This is a genomic window from Vibrio sp. 1731, from assembly GCF_033339955.1.
Lineage (GTDB): Bacteria > Pseudomonadota > Gammaproteobacteria > Enterobacterales > Vibrionaceae > Vibrio > Vibrio alginolyticus.
In genome coordinates this window covers 80,203-100,267 of the sequence record NZ_JAWOVO010000019.1, presented here as the reverse complement: position 1 = coordinate 100,267, position 20,065 = coordinate 80,203, and the positions used below count along the sequence as shown (strand labels likewise).

The 20,065-nt window shown below is 43.8% G+C and carries 19 protein-coding genes; 10 read left to right on the top strand and 9 right to left on the bottom strand.

Annotated elements, in window-relative coordinates; translation table 11 throughout:
* Window positions 1-139 precede the first annotated feature (139 nt).
* The 3 genes from R7035_RS19265 to rnk all read right to left on the bottom strand — a co-directional run bounded on the left by R7035_RS19265 (window position 140) and on the right by rnk (window position 2,959).
* A complete protein-coding gene (locus tag R7035_RS19265; protein ID WP_318146236.1) occupies window positions 140-1,126 on the bottom strand; it encodes an ABC transporter substrate-binding protein in 987 nt (328 codons plus the stop codon).
* A gap of 227 nt (window positions 1,127-1,353) precedes the next feature.
* Window positions 1,354-2,313 carry a GGDEF domain-containing protein gene (locus tag R7035_RS19260; RefSeq protein WP_025767735.1) on the bottom strand — a complete coding sequence of 320 codons (960 nt, stop codon included), beginning with the start codon at window positions 2,311-2,313 and terminating at the stop codon, window positions 1,354-1,356.
* A gap of 238 nt (window positions 2,314-2,551) precedes the next feature.
* Window positions 2,552-2,959: a nucleoside diphosphate kinase regulator gene (rnk, locus tag R7035_RS19255; protein WP_005390213.1), complete on the bottom strand. Its 408-nt coding sequence runs from the start codon at window positions 2,957-2,959 to the stop codon at window positions 2,552-2,554.
* Window positions 2,960-3,485: 526 nt separating this feature from the next.
* Here rnk and nirB point away from each other — a divergent pair.
* The 4 genes from nirB (at window position 3,486) to cobA (ending at window position 8,366) form a co-directional block, all read left to right on the top strand.
* Window positions 3,486-6,050 (top strand): nitrite reductase large subunit NirB, encoded by a 2,565-nt coding sequence (gene nirB / locus R7035_RS19250; RefSeq protein ID WP_132936432.1) that lies wholly within the window; start codon window positions 3,486-3,488, stop codon window positions 6,048-6,050.
* A gap of 13 nt (window positions 6,051-6,063) precedes the next feature.
* The gene (gene nirD, locus R7035_RS19245; protein WP_005387969.1) at window positions 6,064-6,387 is read left to right on the top strand and encodes a nitrite reductase small subunit NirD; all 324 of its coding nucleotides are present in this window, start codon (window positions 6,064-6,066) and stop codon (window positions 6,385-6,387) included.
* Between the two features lie 195 nt (window positions 6,388-6,582).
* Window positions 6,583-7,434, top strand: a complete 852-nt coding sequence (locus R7035_RS19240; RefSeq protein ID WP_025767739.1) for a formate/nitrite transporter family protein — start codon at window positions 6,583-6,585, stop codon at window positions 7,432-7,434.
* 173 nt (window positions 7,435-7,607) lie between these two features.
* Window positions 7,608-8,366 (top strand): uroporphyrinogen-III C-methyltransferase, encoded by a 759-nt coding sequence (cobA, locus tag R7035_RS19235; RefSeq protein ID WP_054575960.1) that lies wholly within the window; start codon window positions 7,608-7,610, stop codon window positions 8,364-8,366.
* Between the two features lie 16 nt (window positions 8,367-8,382).
* On the opposite strand, the gene R7035_RS19230 is transcribed toward cobA, so the two are convergent.
* Window positions 8,383-8,823 (bottom strand): DUF4174 domain-containing protein, encoded by a 441-nt coding sequence (locus tag R7035_RS19230; protein ID WP_005387976.1) that lies wholly within the window; start codon window positions 8,821-8,823, stop codon window positions 8,383-8,385.
* A 119-nt stretch (window positions 8,824-8,942) separates the two neighbouring features.
* On the opposite strand from R7035_RS19230, the gene R7035_RS19225 reads away from it, so the two are divergent.
* Complete coding sequence (locus R7035_RS19225) at window positions 8,943-9,431, top strand: NYN domain-containing protein (protein ID WP_005387978.1); 489 nt, start codon at window positions 8,943-8,945, stop codon at window positions 9,429-9,431.
* An 86-nt stretch (window positions 9,432-9,517) separates the two neighbouring features.
* Here R7035_RS19225 and R7035_RS19220 read toward each other — a convergent pair whose 3' ends face one another.
* Complete coding sequence (locus R7035_RS19220; RefSeq protein WP_005376060.1) at window positions 9,518-10,849, bottom strand: anaerobic C4-dicarboxylate transporter; 1,332 nt, start codon at window positions 10,847-10,849, stop codon at window positions 9,518-9,520.
* Window positions 10,850-11,268: 419 nt separating this feature from the next.
* On the opposite strand from R7035_RS19220, the gene R7035_RS19215 reads away from it, so the two are divergent.
* Complete coding sequence (locus tag R7035_RS19215) at window positions 11,269-12,090, top strand: siderophore ferric iron reductase (protein WP_262651315.1); 822 nt, start codon at window positions 11,269-11,271, stop codon at window positions 12,088-12,090.
* Window positions 12,091-12,095: 5 nt separating this feature from the next.
* Window positions 12,096-14,267, top strand: coding sequence for a TonB-dependent receptor (locus tag R7035_RS19210; protein ID WP_262651313.1), 2,172 nt, complete (start codon window positions 12,096-12,098; stop codon window positions 14,265-14,267).
* 49 nt (window positions 14,268-14,316) lie between these two features.
* Here R7035_RS19210 and R7035_RS19205 read toward each other — a convergent pair whose 3' ends face one another.
* Window positions 14,317-14,508: a DUF2986 domain-containing protein gene (locus R7035_RS19205; protein WP_042520968.1), complete on the bottom strand. Its 192-nt coding sequence runs from the start codon at window positions 14,506-14,508 to the stop codon at window positions 14,317-14,319.
* Window positions 14,509-14,644: 136 nt separating this feature from the next.
* Between R7035_RS19205 and R7035_RS19200 the strand changes: the two genes are divergently transcribed.
* Together R7035_RS19200 and R7035_RS19195 are read left to right on the top strand one after the other, a co-directional pair.
* The gene (locus R7035_RS19200) at window positions 14,645-15,154 is read left to right on the top strand and encodes a GNAT family N-acetyltransferase (protein WP_318146235.1); all 510 of its coding nucleotides are present in this window, start codon (window positions 14,645-14,647) and stop codon (window positions 15,152-15,154) included.
* A 14-nt stretch (window positions 15,155-15,168) separates the two neighbouring features.
* The gene (locus R7035_RS19195) at window positions 15,169-15,558 is read left to right on the top strand and encodes a nitrous oxide-stimulated promoter family protein (protein ID WP_262651309.1); all 390 of its coding nucleotides are present in this window, start codon (window positions 15,169-15,171) and stop codon (window positions 15,556-15,558) included.
* A 58-nt stretch (window positions 15,559-15,616) separates the two neighbouring features.
* Here the strand turns inward: R7035_RS19195 and R7035_RS19190 are convergent, their stop codons facing one another.
* Both R7035_RS19190 and trxC read right to left on the bottom strand, forming a co-directional pair.
* Complete coding sequence (locus tag R7035_RS19190) at window positions 15,617-16,777, bottom strand: MFS transporter (RefSeq protein ID WP_262651308.1); 1,161 nt, start codon at window positions 16,775-16,777, stop codon at window positions 15,617-15,619.
* A gap of 176 nt (window positions 16,778-16,953) precedes the next feature.
* Complete coding sequence (gene trxC, locus R7035_RS19185) at window positions 16,954-17,388, bottom strand: thioredoxin TrxC (protein ID WP_005376074.1); 435 nt, start codon at window positions 17,386-17,388, stop codon at window positions 16,954-16,956.
* A gap of 162 nt (window positions 17,389-17,550) precedes the next feature.
* Between trxC and R7035_RS19180 the strand changes: the two genes are divergently transcribed.
* Window positions 17,551-18,645, top strand: coding sequence for a ketoacyl-ACP synthase III (locus R7035_RS19180; protein ID WP_262651307.1), 1,095 nt, complete (start codon window positions 17,551-17,553; stop codon window positions 18,643-18,645).
* Window positions 18,646-18,731: 86 nt separating this feature from the next.
* On the opposite strand, the gene R7035_RS19175 is transcribed toward R7035_RS19180, so the two are convergent.
* Window positions 18,732-20,057 carry a DUF1501 domain-containing protein gene (locus R7035_RS19175; RefSeq protein ID WP_258483491.1) on the bottom strand — a complete coding sequence of 442 codons (1,326 nt, stop codon included), beginning with the start codon at window positions 20,055-20,057 and terminating at the stop codon, window positions 18,732-18,734.
* Window positions 20,058-20,065 lie beyond the last annotated feature (8 nt).

The window sequence follows — 20,065 nt, the reverse complement described above, 5'->3', positions numbered from 1 at the left end:
ACCATTTGATCACATGACAAGATGTGCATCTACCTTAAATTTATGATTTTTATCAAAATCATTAGGGGATTCCTCAGTACATAGTATTACGCTTAGACTGAATAGTGATGCTAAATAGTGGTTTAACGAACGATGCATTTTAATCTAGACCATCAAAATATGAATTGATATAGTTTTCTTTAAATATTTTTCTGTAATTTGGAATCTGTCCTTCTACATAGTTTTGTTTTAATGCCCAATTAGCTTCTGATTGTAATGTAAATAATAAAGAATTCGTTAAATTTAATCGAAAGTTATAATCATCCCAACTCCAAGATATTTCTTCAACTGTTGTGTTAAGTTTTTGTGATAGTATTTTCATTGTTAAATGAGGGTTTTTATCCATCCAGTTAATTGAGTGATGAAGTGACTTTATTATTTTCATTACTTCTTGATCTGATTTTTCAATGTGTATTTCTTTTGATACAAGCAAAAAGTAAAGTTTATACACGCCAATAATTCCTATGTTCTTTACTTCTTCATTTATTCTATTCTTGGCCATAAATCCGTATGGCTCCCAAGTAGATATTGCATCGACGTTTCCTTGCATTAAATGATTTATAATAACCTGCGTTGTTGATGATATTTTTTCTACTTTTTCTATATCAATGTCATTTACCTGTAGCAACAAGTCTAAGTAATATTCGCTAGCGCTCTTTTTTATTACACCAACCTTTTTTCCTGGTAATTTATCTATACTTTCTATGCCAGACCGCTTTTTAGTTAGCAGCTTAATATCATTCGTAGAAGATGCAAAAGAAGTGATTAATGCTAAATCTTTGTATTCAAAGCTTTTAAACATCAGTACGCTTTCAGAAAAAGTGGCGTAATTAACATGGTTTTCTAGAAGTAGGTTTGAACATTCGACCCCTCCAAAGCACATGATAAGTTCGACGTTTAAATCGTTTTCTTCAAACGCACCTATGTGCTCTGCAATGATAAAAGGGGCTGACAGAGGCGTCTTAGATATACCGATTGTTGTAGGTTTGTGGATAGCATTTGATACCGTTGTTAACTTTAAATAAGCAACTACTAATGCAGAAAGAACTAAAATTATGATAACTGTAGAAATCTGTTTTGTATCCATCAAAAACAACTCCCTTCATAATAGTAGTAATTAATCTATCAGTTAAATGAGTGTAGTTGCTTATTGGGTTGATGCTAGGAGAGGAGGGGATTTATTTGTATCGTGCCAAATTTATGAGTACCTAGGGGTAATTTCGGTAACTGGCTTAGATATAAAGAATTTATCTTTAGTTAGTTCAAGTTGTAGCAAATGACTGATTTCATAACATGATGATTTATGGAGAGATATCAACTTTTTAAGTTGAAAAATTGTACTCCATTTTTGCCATTTTTCTTTATCTCATACATTGCGTGATCGGCTTTTTGATACACTTCATTAAACGGTTGCTTTCCTTTGTTAAAGAGACAAACACCGATACTCATTCCTATCGTTACTTTATGTAAGTCTTGATTTATCGCTGGAATGATTGAATCTAAGAGTTGATTGCAAAGTTGGGATATTTCCTCTCGACTTGAATGCCAGTTTAAGATAACAAATTCATCGCCTCCTATGCGTCCAACTTGAGACTTGCTTGACGCAAGCTCTGTTAAGCTATTGGCGATATTGATGAGGAGGGTGTCGCCAGTATGATGGCCTAGCTGGTCGTTAACTGCTTTAAAATTATCTATATCAACAAACACTAAAGCAGACTGCTGAGACGGTTCGGTTTGAGGTTGATGATTAAAGTTTTCCTCAATTGCTTTTCTATTTAACAATCCAGTCAATGGATCACTCGAAGCCAACTTGGCCAGTTGCTGCTCATAACGCTTTTCTTTTGTAATATCGATATGAGTACCCATCATCCGTAGTGGTTCGCCATCAGAACCATACTCGACGATGCGCCCTCGATCGTAGACCCAGCTATCACTGCCGTCTTTATGAATCATGCGATGCACTACCTCATAAAGGTCGGTCTTGCCTGCTAGGTGATCTTCAAATGCACCCACCGCAAGATCGTAATCTTCAGGGTGGAGATTGTTTTTCCACGTTTCAACCGTCGCGGTTAACTCATGGGGCTGATAACCTAGCATTTTTCCCCACTGCATATTGAATATCGTCAAAGTACCTGAAGGAATATGCTGCTCCCACAAACACAGTCCATTACTGTCGAGTGCAGCATTCAACTTTTCTTGTAGTCGCGCATTCTTCCGCTTCAGCTCTTCATTTTCTTTTTCTAAGCAGGCAATTCGAGTTAGATATTCTTCCATTTTGCGCATAATTTACGTCGTTTTCGGAGCGACAATATACGAAAAATACTTTGCAATTTCTATGATTGAGCTTGGAGATATAAATATTGAATATGCGGTAAATAATAAAGAATCGGTGATGTTACTTAAGAGCAGTAAAGTAAATGCTTGGAAAACAAAGAAGGAAATAGGGGGTAAGCGAGGGGCTCTCCTGGTGCAAAGTCTTAAATGGAGGCCTTTGCACCGGGACTACTGAGGGTTAGCGGTTTAGTGCACCACAACGCTCAGGTTGGTATGTGATATCGACAATTTCAATTGTCTTCACTTGATTATTTGGCATTGGCCAGTCAAGTTTTTGGCCGACAGACAAACCGATCAGTGCGCTGCCTACGGGTGCAAAAATAGAGATATCATCACTGCTTTTCAGTTCAGAAGGGTAAACCAGTGTCTTTGTCATGGTTCTATCTTCACCTGAAAATTTAAACTCTACAGTCGAGTTCATCGTGACCACGTTATCTGGCATTTGTTCTGGCTCAAGAACTGTTGCTCGGTCGAGCTCTGCTTCTAATTCCACAAGCTCCGCTGCGATGTTTGGCATTTTATCCAACAAAGCCGTGATTCGGTTCATATCTAAGCTTGAGATGTAGATAGAATTGTTTTCTGACATTTTATGACTCCCAAATAAAAGGCCGCCTCACAAAAATGGGACGGCACTCTATATGTCAATTACGGTATCAATCATATGGACGCTATTCCATATGAACTAAACCTGATTTTAGTCTTTATAGTGCGACTTAGCTAGTAAAAAATTTTTGTTGTGAAGCTTGATTTTTCTAAATCTTTCAATCACTTCAGATATTGTTCTCTGATCACCTTGAAACGGTGAAGTCAAGTGAGTGCGTCGTTTAGAAGCAAAGCAGGATTTATCGTAGGTGTGCTCGGTTTCGATGGTCAGCCTTACTTCATAAAGCAAAACGGTATAGTCCGTTGCTAGCATGGCTTCGGTTATCTCAGTTTGTTAAAACTACCAATATCCGTTAATAAATTACTTTTTATTTCGCAATAGTCAGATAAATACGTTCATCTACCCCTTTAGGGTAGTTTGAAATTGTAATTGATTTACATCATGTATTAATTTTCTTTCACAATTAACAATGAGCTCAGTGATAAGAACCTAACCCTTAGGAATTATAATGAGCAAGTTGAAGCTAGTAGTCATCGGTAACGGTATGGTAGGGCACCGTTATATTGAAGACTTAGTCGAGAAAGCTGATATGTCTAATATGGACATTACAGTTTTCTGTGAAGAACCTCGTGTCGCATACGACCGTGTGCACCTTTCCTCTTACTTTTCTCACCATACGGCAGATGAACTTTCTTTAGTAAAAGAAGGCTTCTACGAGAAACACGGTATTAACATGCTGATCGGCGAACGCGCGATTAACATCAACCGTGAAAACCGCATTGTTTACTCAAGCACTGGCCGTGAAGTTCAATACGACAAGCTGATTCTTGCTACTGGCTCATTCCCATTTGTTCCACCTATCAAAGGTCACGAAAGCAAAGACTGTTTTGTTTACCGTACTATCGAAGATCTTAAAGCGATCGAAGCGTGTGCGAAGAAGAGCAAATCAGGCGTTGTTGTCGGTGGTGGTCTGCTAGGCCTTGAAGCAGCAGGCGCACTGAAAGCACTGGGTGTAGAAACGCACGTTGTTGAGTTCGCGCCAAAACTAATGGCTGAGCAACTTGACCTGGCTGGTGGTAACCAACTTCGTCAAAAGATCGAGCGTATGGGCGTGAACGTTCACACCAGCAAAAATACGCTTGAGATTGCGCCAGAAGGCACAAACGCACGCAACGTTATGCGTTTTGCTGACGGTTCAGAACTAGAAACAGACTTCATCGTATTCTCTGCAGGTATTCGTCCACAAGACAAACTAGCACGCCAAATGGAGCTAGAAGTGGCACCTCGTGGCGGTGTTGCTATCAACGATCATTGTCAGACTTCTGATGAGAACATCTACGCGATTGGTGAGTGTGCGTCTTGGAACGAAATGTTCTACGGCCTTGTTGCTCCTGGCTACAAGATGGCGACAGTTGCCGTTGATCACCTACTAGGTAACACAGAAAGCAAATTCGAAGGCGCTGACATGTCTGCGAAGCTGAAACTTCTTGGCGTTAAAGTAGGCTCTATCGGTGACGCGAACGGTCGTACTGAAGGCTGTAAGAGTTACGTTTACCAGAACGAAGAACAAGAAGTTTACAAACGTCTTATCGTTTCTAAAGACAACAAGAAATTGCTTGGCGCGGTAATGGTTGGCGATACCTCTGACTACGGCGATCTGCTTCAACTTATGTTGAACGAAATCGACCTACCAGAACACCCAGATGCGTTGATCCTTCCTGCACACGCAGGCGCTGAGAAACCAGCACTAGGTGCAGATGCTCTACCAGAAAGCGCAGTGATCTGTTCTTGTTTCGACGTAACCAAAGGCAAGATCGCACAAGCGGTGGCTAATGGTCACCACACATTGGGCGACATCAAAGCAGTGACTGGCGCAGGTACAGGCTGTGGTGGTTGTATTCCTCTAGTGACGTCTGTTCTAAATGCTGAGCTTGCTAAATCTGGTATCGAAGTGAAGAACGACGTGTGTGAGCACTTTGCATACTCACGCCAAGAGCTGTTCCACCTAATCCGTATTGAAGAGATCAAAACGTTTGATGAGCTTCTAGAGAAATACGGTAAAGGTTACGGCTGTGAAGTTTGTAAACCACTGGCTGGTTCTATCTTGGCTTCTTGCTGGGGTGAGCACATTCTTAAGCCACAACTGGTTAAGCTGCACGACACGAACGATAACTTCCTAGGTAACATCCAAAAAGACGGTACTTACTCTGTTATCCCACGTATGGCGGGTGGTGAAGTAACACCTCAAGCACTGGGTGCGTTAGCGAACGTTGCAGCAGAATACAACCTATACACCAAAGTAACCGGTGCTCAACGTATTGGTCTGTTTGGTGCTCAAAAAGACGATCTTCCAGAGATCTGGCGCAAGCTTATCGACGCTGGGTTCGAAACAGGTCAAGCGTACGCAAAAGCACTTCGTATGGCGAAGACATGTGTTGGCTCAACGTGGTGCCGCTACGGCGTTCAAGATTCTGTTGGTCTAGGTTCTTACATCGAGAACCGTTACAAAGGCATTCGTACCCCTCATAAGATGAAGTTCGGTGTTTCTGGTTGTACTCGTGAGTGTGCGGAAGCACAAGGTAAAGACCTTGGCATTATCGCGACTGATGCAGGTTGGAACATGTACGTATGTGGTAACGGTGGTATGAAGCCTCGTCACGCAGACCTACTTGCAAGTGACCTAGATAAAGAAACACTAATCAAGTACATCGACCGCTTCATGATGTTCTACATCCGTACTGCTGCGCCACTACAACGCACATCAGTTTGGATGGAAAACATGGAAGGTGGCGTTGACTACCTACGCGAAGTGATTGTTAACGACAAGCTTGGTATCAACGCTCAACTAGAGGCAGACGTAGCGAAGCTTGTAGACGAGTACGAGTGTGAGTGGACTGCGACCATCAACGACGAATCACAACTGACTCGTTTCGCGCACTTCATCAACTCTGACAAGCGCGATGACAACGTTGTGTTTGTACAAGAGCGTGAACAGCACCGCCCAGCAACCTTCACGGAAAAACATCCTGAAGCGAAAGGCGACATCCTACACGTAGCGATCACTGAAGCATAAGGGAAGGTTGATTATGTCATTTGAAAAGATTTGCCAAATCAGCGACATCGTACCGGGCACGGGTGTTTGTGCACTGGTTGATGGTCAGCAAGTTGCGGTATTCCGCCCAACACAAGCAGAAGAAGTGCTGGCGATCAGCAACACAGACCCGTTCTTCCAATCAAACGTGCTTTCTCGCGGTTTGATCTGTGAGCACCAAGGCGAGCTTTGGGTGGCTAGCCCACTTAAGAAGCAACGCTTTAACCTGACAACAGGTGCGTGCATGGAAGACGAGCGTTTTAGCGTGAAAGCGTACAAAACCCGCGTAACCAACGGCGAAGTAGAAATCTCTGCGTAAGCTTGGTTTTCATTCCCTCCTCTTAGGGGGAGGGAATGAACTGAAACCTAGATTCAATAGACAAAGGCTTTCCAAGCATCATCTCAGGGGAACAGGGAAGCGAGGTGTTGTAGACAGCGTTCAGGTGTCAACGGGAAGCCTTTCTCTATTCAATCTTTAACTTTTTAACTTTCAATTTTGGATAAGGACACATTCATGTCTACTGATTTTAAGCCTGCAGAATTCGTGCAAACCATGATCAATGTTGGTGAAGCGAAAACCAATACAAGCACGCGAGACCTTCTGCTTCGCGGTACGATGGCTGGCGTTATTCTTTCGCTTGCGGTGGTGGTTGCTATTACCGCGATTGTACAAACGGGTATCGGTCTTGTAGGAGCACTTGTTTTCCCCGTTGGTTTCGTAATTCTAAGTGTGATGGGGTATGACCTAGTAACCGGTGTTTTTGGTCTAGCGCCTCTGGCTAAGTTTGCTAACCGTCCGGGCATCACTTGGGGTCGTATCTTCCGTTGTTGGGGTCTTGTAGGCTTGGGTAACCTTATCGGTTCTCTGATCGTTGCTTACCTAGTGGCTATCTCTCTAACAGGTAACTTCTCTCTAGAACTGAACGCAGTAGCGAAGAAATTTGTGGCTGTTTCTACCGCGCGTAGCCTTGGTTTTGAAAACATGGGTATGGACGGATGGATCACATGTTTCGTACGCGGCATCTTCTGTAACCTAATGGTGTGTCTAGGCGTTATCGGCAACATGACGGCACGTTCGGTGTCTGGTCGCGTAGCAATGATGTGGTTCCCAATTTTCATCTTCTTTGCGCTAGTATTTGAACACACCGTAGTAAACATGTTCCTATTCCCACTAGGTATGATTCTAGGTGCGGATTTTGGTATCGCGACTTGGTTGAACTTCAACCTTATTCCAACCATTCTAGGTAATATTGTCGGTGGTCTCGTAATGACTTGTATTCCACTGTACCTAACTCACGCGAAAACAGCGCCTTCTATCAACGTAGTTGAAGAAGAAGTAAAAGCAGAGCCTGCAATCGCAAAATAAACCGCTTTTATCTGGCCCTACCTATGGTAGGTAGGGCTATTCAACTCATTTAACTTTCGATAAGTATTGTATTGATTTAGCTATAAAAAGTAATAACTCCTTGGGGTGATTTTAACCTTGAGTTAATGACTTGAGTGTTACTTTTTATGTCCAAATTTTCGATAGGCGTTGATATGACAACTGTTAACTCATCTTTAAACAGCGGCTTTGTTTCTCTTGTTGGTGCAGGTCCTGGTGATCCTGATTTGCTCACAGTAAAAGGCTTAAAAGCCATTCAAGCGGCTGAAGTTGTTGTATACGACCGTTTGGTGTCGAAAGACATTCTAGAATTGGCTCATGCATCAGCAGAGATGATCTACGTAGGTAAAAAATTAGACTTTCACTGTGTGCCTCAAGATCAAATCAACCAAATCTTGGTGCAAAAAGCGCAAGAAGGTAAACGTGTTGTGCGCCTGAAGGGCGGTGATTCATTTATCTTTGGCCGTGGTGGAGAAGAGCTAGAAGAACTAGCGGAATTTGGTATCAAATACGAAGTGGTTCCGGGTATCACAGCGGCAGCGGGTGCAACGGCTTATGCTGGTATTCCATTAACACACCGCGACTATGCGCAAAGCGTTCAATTCATCACTGGTCACGTACAAAAAGATGGTCGTGAGATTGAATGGCATTCACTGGCGCAATCCAACAACACGCTTGTGTTCTACATGGGTTTAAAGCAAAGCGGCCATATTATGGATAAGCTGATCACTCACGGCTTAGACCCTGAGATGTCATGCGCCATTATTGAAAACGGTACGCGCCCAGAGCAGCGCGTGTTCCAAGGAAAGTTGAACGAGCTATCGATCATGGCAGAGCAAGCCGTGAGCCCAGCATTGATTGTGGTTGGCAGCGTGACTCAACTTCACAACAAGTTGGATTGGTTCGCAAAGTAATACTGCCCAGAAGTGACTATATTTTACAGGGGCTTTGTTGCCTCTGCATTTCTTGCTTACGCATCGGCATTTGATCAATGAGGTTGTTGATAAACGACCAGTCTGTTTCTGCGCCCCAGCGGTGCTTTTCTAGACCATCTTTACCAAGCAAAATAGCTGTATGAGAACCTTTTTCGACCTCATAAAGACGAGCTAGCATTTTTAGGTCGAACTCTTCTTTAAGCCAAGCAGGAAAAGTATAACCTTGTTCTGTAATGACCAGCGTGACGACATCTCTGTCTTCCAACTCACACTCATTCATAAGTGTTTCTAGCAAGAATTGTTTGACGTATTCATCATTTTCTGGCGCAAAGTAGAGCACGCTTCTATGTGGCCAGTATTTGGAGTGCGCTGGATAACCAAATGCTGTCGATGACAAGATACAAGAAAGCAGTATCACTAGTAACTTTCCGCCCATGACAGTTCCCCTAGAAACCCAAATAACTTTTTATACGTTAAGTTTAGTGGAATTGGCTCATTGTGCTTTTTCCAAAACTGGCATAGGGTAGGCAGCAAATAAATTGAGCGTAGAAATAGATGAGTTCGGAAAGCAAACAAAAAATCGCCATTTTGGTTGATGTACAGAATGTGTATTACACCTGTCGCGAAGCGTATCGAAGCAATTTTGATTACAACCAGTTTTGGTATGTCGCCACACAAGGGAAAGAGGTGGTAAGTGCTCGTGCTTATGCCATCGCGAGTAACGATCCAAAACAACGTCAGTTTCATCACATTTTACGCGGTGTTGGATTTGAGGTGATGCTTAAACCCTACATCCAGCGTCGTGATGGCAGCTCGAAAGGCGATTGGGATGTGGGTATTACTCTCGATGCAATTGAAATTGCTCCCGAAGTTGAGGAAGTGATTCTAGTTTCGGGAGATGGAGACTTTAGTCTGCTAGTAGAGAGAATTCAGCAGCGCTTCAATAAAACGGTGACCGTTTATGGTGTACCTAAACTTACATCTCAAACTCTGATTGATTGTGCCGACAATTTTGTCGCGATTGATGACGATTTCTTGCTGTAGTGAATAGTGCAATAAAGAAAGGCGAGTCACTCAGGCTGTACGAAACGTACAATGACTCGCCTCTAATTTATCGTTGATTTGGCTAGTTACGAAGGAATGATCATTTGCCCTAGCAAGTAACCCAAGCAACACGCACCAATCACGCCGATTAAGCCCACAGACATGAATGAGTGGTTGAAGTACCACTTACCAATCTTAGTTGTGCCCGAGGTATCGAAGTTCACAGTCGCGATATCTGAAGGGTAGTTGGGAATAAAGAAGTAGCCGTATACCGCTGGCATCAAGCCGATAAGCAGCGCAGGTTCCAAACCTAAGCCGAGACCAACAGGCAGCATCATGCGAGCCGTTGCAGCTTGAGAGTTCACCACAACCGACACAATGAATAATGCAAGCGCGAATGTCCAAGGATAGTTGGTTACCATCTCTACGATGCCAGATTTAAATTGAGGCATAGCGTACTGGAAGTAGGTATCTGACATCCATGCAATACCGAAGATAGCAATCGCCGCCACCATACCAGATTTAAATACCACCCCATTTGGTACGTCGCGCGGGTCAGTTTTGGTCGCAAGCAAAATGATACCGCCGAAGCAAAGCATCATCATTTGAATCACAACTGCCATGCTGATTGGCTTCGAGCCATCTACGATGGTACGAATGTCTGGCCACATCGCGATAACGACGATAACCAAGATCGATGCAATGAACAGCAATACAGAGTTACGAGCACTTGTTGGTAGTACTTCATCAAGAGACGTCGCAGTTGTGTTGAGGATCTTTTCGCGCCACACAGGATCTTTCAAACGCTCTTGGTATTCTTCATCGTCGTCTAGCTCTTTACCACGCTTTAGGCTGTAAAGTGACATCAACAACGTACCGAATAAGGTTGCAGGTACAGTAACGAGCAGAATTGAGAGCAGAGTGATCTCGTGTTGAATATCAGAGAGTTGCGCCAAGTAGTAAACTACGGCCGCTGAAATTGGCGAGGCTGTGATTGCGATTTGAGAGGCGACAGAAGCGGCAGCCATAGGACGCTCTGGACGAATGCCGTTTTTCAATGCAACGTCGCCAATGATTGGCATAATGGAGTAAACCGCGTGGCCAGTACCAAGCAGGAAGGTCATAAAGTAAGTCACGAAAGGAGCAATAAGGGTGACGCGTTTTGGGTTCTTACGAAGCACACGCTCGGCAACTTGCAGCATGTATTTCAAACCGCCAGCGGCTTCAAGAATGGAAGCACATGTTACTACCGCTAAAATGATCAACATGACGGTGACAGGAGGAGAGGTTGGCGGCATCTTAAAGATGAATACTTCAATCACCAAGCCAATTCCGGATACGACACCAAGGCCTATACCACCATAACGTGAGCCGATATACAGCATCACGAGCAAAAATAGAAACTCAAGATACAACATGTGGATTTCCTTATTCAAAACAGAGGGCTACATAGCCAAATTACCTCTTTGTATTGTCTCGATATTCAGAAAGAAAATACTTCATGTTGTTCACAATCCGCTGGATAAGAAACAGCAATATTCAATTATTGGCAATAACTCACGCTACACAGGGAAACTGTTAACACAGTTTTATTAGGGTGTTTTTATGCTGTGTATTTTTGCGGTCATGTCAGCGCTAAATGCGAAGAGGTTTAAGAGTTTGTTGCTATTCATCGCATACTTAACCAGACCTTACAGCTTCACAGAACTCGGAAATACAGTCATGACTAACCCTAAGAGTGTTTCTTTGTTATGAAAACGCAAAGGATAATAGTTTGCATTGCGATTGGTGCTTGGGTATAAAGGTGTCAGAATGACTACACCAACAATAAGCCATCATGTCTGAGCAATTTTTCCCGCAACTGTTTCAAACTTCGAGTGAGATTACACCTTACCTACACGGTGATATCGGCGAGATAGGGCAAGAAGCTATCCATATCGAGAATGATATCAACCCGATCATCCAAGGCCTTTACCAGCAAATCTCGGAGGCTCATCCGGAAGCGGGAAAAGCATATTGGTTGACAAGAACGTGGGATTTACTTTGTTGGCAGCCAGTTTATGTCGCATTCATCTCTATTTACGGTTACCACACGTTGCCAAACATTCGCGAGATAGCGCAGCACCTCAAACCTTGTTTTGTTTCTGGGTACCGATTCGCCGACGAAGCGCATATACATGGCGAGCCAGAAGCGTTGATAAAAGAGGCGGGGCGTCAAATCCGAGAACTGTTCGACTTCTATCAACAAGAGATGAGTCAATGGACACGCATTCGTCCTGGCTTCACTCATCAATTGATGTCGGACGGAATCATGGCTTGTTTAATTCGTCTCCAACAGCGCTTTCCGCAAATGACTAACTCGACACTTCAGGAGCATGCGGTCTTGTGGCTAAGCGCAATGGGTTTGGATGTTGATAATAGCCGCTCACTTCATGAGACGGAATCTGATCAGCCGCTAAAGTTAGTAAGAAAAAGTTGTTGTTTAGTCTATAAGTGTGAAGGCAGAAAGCTTTGTGCAGATTGTCCTCGTTTAGAGAAAAATCGACAGCTTATGAGCAAGAAGGTTCTTAATCAACATTTATTTAACTTGTGTAACAGTGCTCGATTTGAGAGTGAGAATAAGTATCATTGCACGCTCTTGTTGACAACAAAAAGATAAATACAATGATGAAAAGGACGTTTTCTTTCAATCTCATCGTACTTGCGATGAGCAGTGGATACGCAGTTAGCTCAATAGCAGCAGAAGATCTTCAACAAACATCGACTCCGAACGATGAGCAATTGGTTGTTGTAGGCAGTGTGATGCCGAAATCGATCTCCGATATTCCAGGAACGGTTTGGTTTGTTGGCCAAGAAGAGATTGCTCAGCAATATCGTGCGGGCAAGACACTGGGTGATATTCTTTCTGCAACCATCCCTTCTTTAGACGTCGGCACCGGTGGTCGAACTAACTATGGTCAGAACCTTCGCGGTAGAGCAATGTTGGTAATGATTGATGGTGTCTCGTTACAGTCTTCTCGCCCGATTAGTCGTCAGTTAGACGCAATAGACCCATTCAACATCGAGCGAATTGAAGTACTATCTGGTGCAACCTCCATTTATGGGGCAGGCGCTACTGGTGGTGTTATTAACATTATCACCAAGAAAGCGTACTCGGATGACTTGTCGTTTGAATCCTACGTGAGTGGCACTACAGGTTTTAATAGCAGCGATGACTTTGATTACAAACTCGCTCAGTCTATCTCGGGTGGTAATGAGCGAATTACCGCTAGAGGTTCGGTTGTGTACACCGAGACACAAGGTGCATTTGACGCAAATGGCGACATTGTCACCCCAGACATTTCACAGGGCTCTTTGCAGTATAATTCAACGCTCGATGTTATGGGATCGACCGAGATTCAAATCTCCGATGCCAGCAAGTTAAACCTTGTCGCACAATACTATGACAGCCAGCAAGATTCGCCATACGGTTTGTACATTGTTAACAATAAATTTGTTGATGTACGAGAGGGGTTCGATTCCGACCGTGAACATGGTACAGAGCGAGTTCTCTTAAGTGCGAACTACGCTCACGACAGCGTATTCGGTCATCAACTGATAGGCGAGTTATCTTACCGTAGTGAAGACCAAACCTTTACTCCTTATTACCAAAGTGCCTCTCAACAAAAAACAGAAGTTTTTGCTGGGCGCTTAGCGTTAGCTAAAAGCTGGGAGTCATTCAAACTTGTTTATGGTGTCGATGCGTACTTAGACCGTTTTGAAAGTAACCAGGCTCTGTTCGATCCAACCATTGCGAACAGCTCTGGGAACTTAATTAATCGAACCTATGCCGAAGTGGGGCGTTACCCTGATGTTGATGTGGCGTCTTACGCAATGTTTGTCCAGGGGGATTACCAAATCAATCAAGATTGGTCAGTACAAGCAGGCTACCGCTACCAATACATGGACAATAAGATTGATGATTTTGTTGCCTATAGTATACAAAAGAAGATCGCATCGGGTAATGGTGTATCAGCGGATGCGGTACCAGGTGGCAGCACTGACTACTCTGTGAGCTTATTTAATTTGGGCACCATTTATCAGCTTAACGATGAATCTCAGCTTTGGGCGAACTTCTCTCAAGGTTTCGAACTCGCTGATCCTGCAAAGTACTACGGCCAAGGTAGCTACGATGCCGCGGATGCAAATGGTCACTACGCGTTGAACAATAGCATTAATGTATCTGACTCAAAAATGTCGGGCATCAAAACGGACAGCTATGAAATTGGTTACCGATTAGATACGGATACTGTCGCACTGCAAGCGGCGGGTTACTACTCGGTTTCGGATAACTCAATCAAGTATGACAAGAAGACGCTCCTAATCACCAATGTTGATGACGAGCAACGTGTATACGGTGCCGAAGCAAACATTAACTACTGGGTAAACCGTGATATTTTGTTAGGTGCATCAGGTCACTATGTGGTTTCTGAGCTTAAAACCAACGGTAAGTGGGAAGATCTAAGTGCGGGTAAAGCAAGTACATCAAAAGCGAACGCGTGGGCGGCTTACTATCAGGATAGCTATTCAGTACGTTTACAAAGCCAGACGATGTTTGATTACGAAGATGACGCAAACAATAAACTAGATGGATACACTACGTTTGATCTTCTTGGTAACGTAACACTACCTATCGGGCAGTTAGGTTTTGGTATTCAAAACCTATTTGACGAAGACTACACAACCGCTTGGGGACAACGTGCGCAGATTCTTTATGCAGCACACTACGATGCAGCAGCGTACGACTACAAAGGAAGAGGTCGCACATTCACACTGAACTACAGTGTCGAATACTAAAGCTAACTCTCTCCGAATATCAAAAAAGCCGCTTGAAGCGGCTTTTCTTTTAGGCTTGATCTGTCTGCGCTGTGTCTACAACGTTTTCCGTGTGTTCTGAAGTTTGGTTTTGTTCTTCAGCTTCCATTTTCGCGCGTTCAGCTTTGGAGATATAACGCGGCTTATTGCTCTTATGTAGCTTAGCGTTATGCTTCTTCTGCTTCGCTTTCAAGATCTGATTGATTTTCTTCTTGCGGTTCATGGTGGTGGTCCTTTAATTTAGCGAGGCAGGATAGTTACTTTTTTATCAAGTTACAACTAAATAAGCGCCGGTATCGGTCGCAAAATTCAAGTACGTTCCTATGTCCAATCATCTATCGCGTTTTAATGGAGCCCAAATGAAAATACTGTACACCGAACGTTTGATACTGCGTCTTGTGAGTGTAGATGATGCACCATTTATACTAGAACTTTATAACCACCCAGACTTCTACCGTTTTGTCGGAGACAAACAAATTCGTACCGAATATGAAGCGGCGCGTTACATAAAAGAAAACATGCTACGCATGCAACAAATTAAAGGCGTGAGTTTACTCGTTGTAGAGAAGAAAGAAGATGGGCAACCCATCGGGGTTTGTGGGTTGGTTAAACGTGACACATTACAACACTATGATCTCGGATATGGATTTTTACCTTCCGCTTATGGCTTCGGCTACGGAACGGAGTCTGCAACCGCAGTGCTGGAATACGCTAGAGAGGAAATGAAACTCGATAATTTGGTTGCCATCACCAACAATGACAATATTCGTAGTATAAGTTTGCTCAAAAAACTGGGCTTTGAGTTTGAACGAGTTGAGCAGCAATATGATAATGGCCGCACGTTAGAACTTTACACAATGATGTTGTGATTTTTGGATAGCGCATGAGCGATATTTTACTTGGCAAACTCGCCACTGAATTTAAGACAGTAAAAGCCATGGTAGAGGTTTACTGTCATGACCATCATGGAACAAAACGTGACTTATGCTCAGAATGTCGTGAGCTGCTTGAATACGCAGAAGTGCGCCTCGACCGCTGTCCTTATGGAGAGAATAAACCGACGTGTAATAAATGTCCGATTCACTGCTACAAACCAGAGCCGAAAGAACAAATGCGTTTGGTCATGCGTTACTCTGGCCCTAGAATGTTACTGAAACATCCCATCTTGGCGGTTCGTCATTTGCTTCATGAAAAGCGCATGGTACCGGAAGAGCCTGCAGCGAACGCGTCAAACCGTCACAAGCGTTTATCTAAACAAAAATGCGAAGAATAAAAAAACGAGGGCGACATGCCCTCGTTTTCGTTGAGTTCGTTGAGTAGAAGCGGCGTGATTAGAGGCCAGCGGCCATACGCTGCTTGGTTTTGCTCGCAGCAAGTAGCATGTATACGCCAGTCGCAACCAAAGCGGCAAACAAGTAGCCTAGTAAGCCGTGTTCTTGGCCCATAAATTTATCAGCGACAACTGGACCAGCAACAGAGCCGGTGCTGTAGCTAAACAGCATGACTTGTGTCGCAGAGACAATAAAGCGTTCATCAAGTCCTTCGCAACCTAAGTTGATTGCTATCGGGTACAAGGCAAAAGTAGCTGCACCTAAAAAGAATAATGCAGCAGCCAATACCACGGCTGACGAGGAAATAAAGGTCATACCGATCGAAAAAATACCCAAAATACAGAAAAACGCCATTAGCACTGTGCGGCTCATGTATTTGTTTAACGCGGTCACCATTGGTTGAACTAGCATGCCACCTAGAATCACTAGCGCCATCAATGTACCAATGTCTTGATGGCTAATTTTACGGTTAGTTAACTCAACTGGCATTAATCCGTAGATCGCACCTAAGGTCAAACCTGAAACAACACAACCAATAATTGCTGCATGGTTTAGTTTGGCAATTTGCTTAAATGATAAAGCGGTTGATTCATGGCTGTTTGGCTGCTCACACTCAATGAACATTAGCACCAGCATCGCCATTAGGATCAACGTCGTGATCGCAATAAACGGAACGCCGCCACTTACGCCAAGCACGCCAATACCAAACTGGCCTAATGCTGAACCACCATAAAGCGATAGCATGTACAAGCTCAAACGTTTCGCACGCGATGCTTCGTCTCCAGACATTAGCCAAGACTCAACAATGACAAAAACACCAGCAACCGCGATACCCGCAATAAAGCGAGCGGCAAGCCACATCAATCCGTTAGCAAACACGGGTAGTGTGACGATAGTTAGCGAAAATACGGCCAAGCAACCAATAAACGCGTTACGGTGACCAACTTGACGTACGATACGTTCAATAAAAATAGCACCGGTTAATAAGCCGCCATAAAACACACTCGCCAACCAACTCGCGTAATCTGCTGAGATGTTGTATTCACCGAGCATGAGAGGGATCAAGCTCATTAAATAGCCCGAAGCCACCGCATAAAGAGACAGTGCGACGACTGGAACTGTAACTCGTGGTGATGCTGCAGGAACGACTGTGTTTTCCACTGTTTTGCGCCTATAAGTTAAATGAAATCTAAGGGTTATTCGGCGCGAATATGAGGCTAATAGTTAGGCAAGTAAAATGATAAATTTAAGTCGTTTCGACAAATAATATTTGTTAACTAGATAGGTTGATAAGTTGCATAAAAACGCCAACCTACAAACAAGGTTGGCGTGGAAGATTATTTAGTAAGTGCTTGATTTAACCATTGATCGAATTGAGTTTTAGGTAACGCACCATTGATCATATCAACGCGTTGACCATTCTTGAAAACCATAATGGTAGGAATACTGCGAATACCAAATTGCGCCGCAAGTTGTTGTTGAGCTTCGGTATCAATCTTAACAAAACGAGCTGTTCCGGCTTGCTCATGAGCAACATCAGAGAAAACAGGAGCAAAACCAACGCACGGGTTGCACCATGGGGCCCAAAAATCTACTACAACAGGCATATCACTTTGTAATAGAGCAGAAAAGTTATCTTGTGTACCTTCGATAGGCGAGCCGTCTAAAAGTGCACTTTTACATTTACCGCAAGTTGCAGATTCGGCAACGCGCTCATTAGGGACACGATTTAGACCGCCGCACGAAGGGCAGCGAGTTTTAAACGATGACATGACTTCTTCCTTTATTACGTATTGATGAAAACATGACTTACCAGTCAGCCTCATTATTTGTATACTTATTTTTTAACCTGCCGAAATAACGCAGCGCAGGTTTGTATTTGAGCCTAAGGTTCTAAGAAATTTTATTAAAATACAACAATAAATAGGTCTGCGATGACAAATTACTACGCTGAAATTACAGGTTGGGGGAAATGTGTTCCGCCAGCCGTGCTCTCTAACGATGATCTTAGCACTTTCCTCGATACTTCCGATGAGTGGATTCGTACCCGCACTGGTATCGAAAACCGCCGTATTAGTCATGTAAACACGTCAGACATGGCGACCGTTGCTGCTAAACATGCATTAGCTCGAGCAGGCGTCGATGCAACAGACGTGGATTTAATCATTGTGGCGACTTGTTCACCAGATTCATTGATTCCAAATATCGCGTCTAAGGTACAGCAGAACCTAGGTATTCGTGCAGCCGCTGCCTTTGACTTAAATGCCGCATGTACGGGATTTGTCTATGGCCTAGAAACGGGCACACGTTTGATTCAATCAGGTAACTATCGTAACGCGATCATTATTGGTGCGGAAAGATTGTCTTTCTACATCGATTGGGCAATGCGAGATACCGCTGTTCTATTTGGTGATGGTGCGGGCGCCGTTGTGTTATCAAGAACGGAAAAAGAAACGGGTTTACTACAGTCTCAAATCGGTTGTGACGCAAAAGGCCGCGATATTCTGTCCGTACCAAAGTTTGGTACTTGTATGGATCGCTTTGCGGAAGACAACGGTTACTGGGATTTCAACTTTGTAGGACAAGAAATTTTCAAACGTGCAGTAAAAGGCATGGGGCTAGCTGCGAAAACCGTACTGAAAACATCACAGTTAACGACGGAACAAATCGATGTTGTGATTCCGCATCAAGCGAATATTCGTATTATTCAAACCTTGTGTGACCTGTCTGGAATTCCACACGACAAAGCGTTTGTTAACATTCAAAACTATGGCAATACTTCAGCTGCGACGGTGCCAATTGCATTGTGTGAAGCGGTAGAGCAAGGTCGAGTTAACCCAGGTGATAATATGCTTCTAGCTGCGTTTGGTGCAGGTTTGACATGGGGTGCGGCAGTATTGAAATGGGGTGACCGCGTAACGCCAGTTTCTGAAAGTGATGCGGTTCTGCCTGAATGTGAGCAATCCGCGTTAGAATTACTTGAGCGTGCCATTAAGCTGTGTAACGAACGCCGTCGCGACGAGGTGTAACGGACACTCTGCAAACATAAGATGAGTAAGGGAGCGCGAGGCTCCCTTATTTGATGATGCGTTCTACAGCTAACCTGTAAAATATCTTAAGCCATAAAACCTAGGTTTGAATGAGTAAAATTACGGATGTTCGGGAACACATATTCCAGTGCAGCGTTATCACTCACGCCCATCCACTGCGCTAGTGTTGAACCAACTTGATCAGCGGCAATTTTGGGTATGAGTCGGCCTTGAGAGTAATCATCGTTTCCGCCCAGTATTAGTTCCGGCCATGTACCGATAGGTTGTTTCCCATTTACCGCGCCTCCAATTAATAGTTGATGGCCACCCCAGCCATGATCGGTACCATTTCCGTTGCTCATCATCCGTCGACCGAAGTCAGACATAGTGAAAGAGGTGACTTGCTTGTTTAGCCCTAACCGTTCGACCGCACGATACATTGCTAAAAGGTTTGTCGCGAGATCCTCAAGTAGCACTGGATGACGTGCCAATTGCGAATCGTGCAGGTCGTACCCAGAGTGTTTAACGAAAAAGACTTGTCGTTGCTGCTTCAGGACATCTTGGCTTGCTATCAATTTGTACACGGTTTGCATCTGCTTGCCGAGCGTCGATGACGTAAACAGCGGCTCGTCAGCAATGTGGTTGAGTTGCTCGCTCAGTACACTGCTCATTACCATCGACTCATCAACCATCAAATTAAAATGACCATTAAATGGATTGTCAGTTTGATGAGAGAGAAGGCGATCATAGATCCCCTTGTATAGCGGGTTATCAATCGCGGTAAGCTGAACTGCACGATCTTTTTTCAGGACGGTTTGGCGGTGTTCCATTGCCCGTAACCAAAGCGAGTTGCCATGCACACTGTATAGCGGTGTTATTTCTGATTCAGAGTTTAATACATCCAACATTCTGCCAGCCCAACCAAGATTTTTAGACTCGCTCATTCCACCAAGTAACCAAGCGTCTGTTTGAGAATTATGAGAAAACAGTTGCTCGGGTAGTGATGCTTCACCTTGCTCAATAGCTTGTTTGGTGACGGGATGGTTGAGAATGCCACTATTGAGCACGATGCTGGCATCGCCTTGTTCGAAAACGGAAGTTAACGCATTTAACTTTGGGTGTAAGCCGAGCTTCACTGGGTGATTTGAGCTATCGACAGCACTCAAATTGATAGGGAGTATGTCTTCTTTGGCGACAGAGAGTGGCCCTCTGACTTTGGAATATTGATGATAGTGCGCCTCCGATAATGGCAGTATGGTGTTGAATGCGTCGTTTCCGCCTGCTAAATACACACATATTAATGCTCGAAAGTCATTGGATGGCGCTGCGAGAGAGTAACCTGGCAGACTAAGAGAGGCTAGTGCGCCCATCGATAGCGTGCTTTGTATAAAATGTCGTCGTGAAATATCCATAATTCACT

What these genes read in the sequence shown, in the direction of transcription:
- R7035_RS19265 (WP_318146236.1), bottom strand. Translation starts at nt 1,126, where the DNA reads ATGGATACAAAACAGATTTCTACAGTTATCATAATTTTAGTTCTTTCT.
- R7035_RS19260 (WP_025767735.1), bottom strand. Translation starts at nt 2,313, where the DNA reads ATGGAAGAATATCTAACTCGAATTGCCTGCTTAGAAAAAGAAAATGAA.
- rnk (WP_005390213.1), bottom strand. Translation starts at nt 2,959, where the DNA reads ATGTCAGAAAACAATTCTATCTACATCTCAAGCTTAGATATGAACCGA.
- nirB (WP_132936432.1), top strand. Translation starts at nt 3,486, where the DNA reads ATGAGCAAGTTGAAGCTAGTAGTCATCGGTAACGGTATGGTAGGGCAC.
- nirD (WP_005387969.1), top strand. Translation starts at nt 6,064, where the DNA reads ATGTCATTTGAAAAGATTTGCCAAATCAGCGACATCGTACCGGGCACG.
- R7035_RS19240 (WP_025767739.1), top strand. Translation starts at nt 6,583, where the DNA reads ATGTCTACTGATTTTAAGCCTGCAGAATTCGTGCAAACCATGATCAAT.
- cobA (WP_054575960.1), top strand. Translation starts at nt 7,608, where the DNA reads ATGACAACTGTTAACTCATCTTTAAACAGCGGCTTTGTTTCTCTTGTT.
- R7035_RS19230 (WP_005387976.1), bottom strand. Translation starts at nt 8,823, where the DNA reads ATGGGCGGAAAGTTACTAGTGATACTGCTTTCTTGTATCTTGTCATCG.
- R7035_RS19225 (WP_005387978.1), top strand. Translation starts at nt 8,943, where the DNA reads ATGAGTTCGGAAAGCAAACAAAAAATCGCCATTTTGGTTGATGTACAG.
- R7035_RS19220 (WP_005376060.1), bottom strand. Translation starts at nt 10,849, where the DNA reads ATGTTGTATCTTGAGTTTCTATTTTTGCTCGTGATGCTGTATATCGGC.
- R7035_RS19215 (WP_262651315.1), top strand. Translation starts at nt 11,269, where the DNA reads ATGTCTGAGCAATTTTTCCCGCAACTGTTTCAAACTTCGAGTGAGATT.
- R7035_RS19210 (WP_262651313.1), top strand. Translation starts at nt 12,096, where the DNA reads ATGATGAAAAGGACGTTTTCTTTCAATCTCATCGTACTTGCGATGAGC.
- R7035_RS19205 (WP_042520968.1), bottom strand. Translation starts at nt 14,508, where the DNA reads ATGAACCGCAAGAAGAAAATCAATCAGATCTTGAAAGCGAAGCAGAAG.
- R7035_RS19200 (WP_318146235.1), top strand. Translation starts at nt 14,645, where the DNA reads ATGAAAATACTGTACACCGAACGTTTGATACTGCGTCTTGTGAGTGTA.
- R7035_RS19195 (WP_262651309.1), top strand. Translation starts at nt 15,169, where the DNA reads ATGAGCGATATTTTACTTGGCAAACTCGCCACTGAATTTAAGACAGTA.
- trxC (WP_005376074.1), bottom strand. Translation starts at nt 17,388, where the DNA reads ATGTCATCGTTTAAAACTCGCTGCCCTTCGTGCGGCGGTCTAAATCGT.
- R7035_RS19180 (WP_262651307.1), top strand. Translation starts at nt 17,551, where the DNA reads ATGACAAATTACTACGCTGAAATTACAGGTTGGGGGAAATGTGTTCCG.
- R7035_RS19175 (WP_258483491.1), bottom strand. Translation starts at nt 20,057, where the DNA reads ATGGATATTTCACGACGACATTTTATACAAAGCACGCTATCGATGGGC.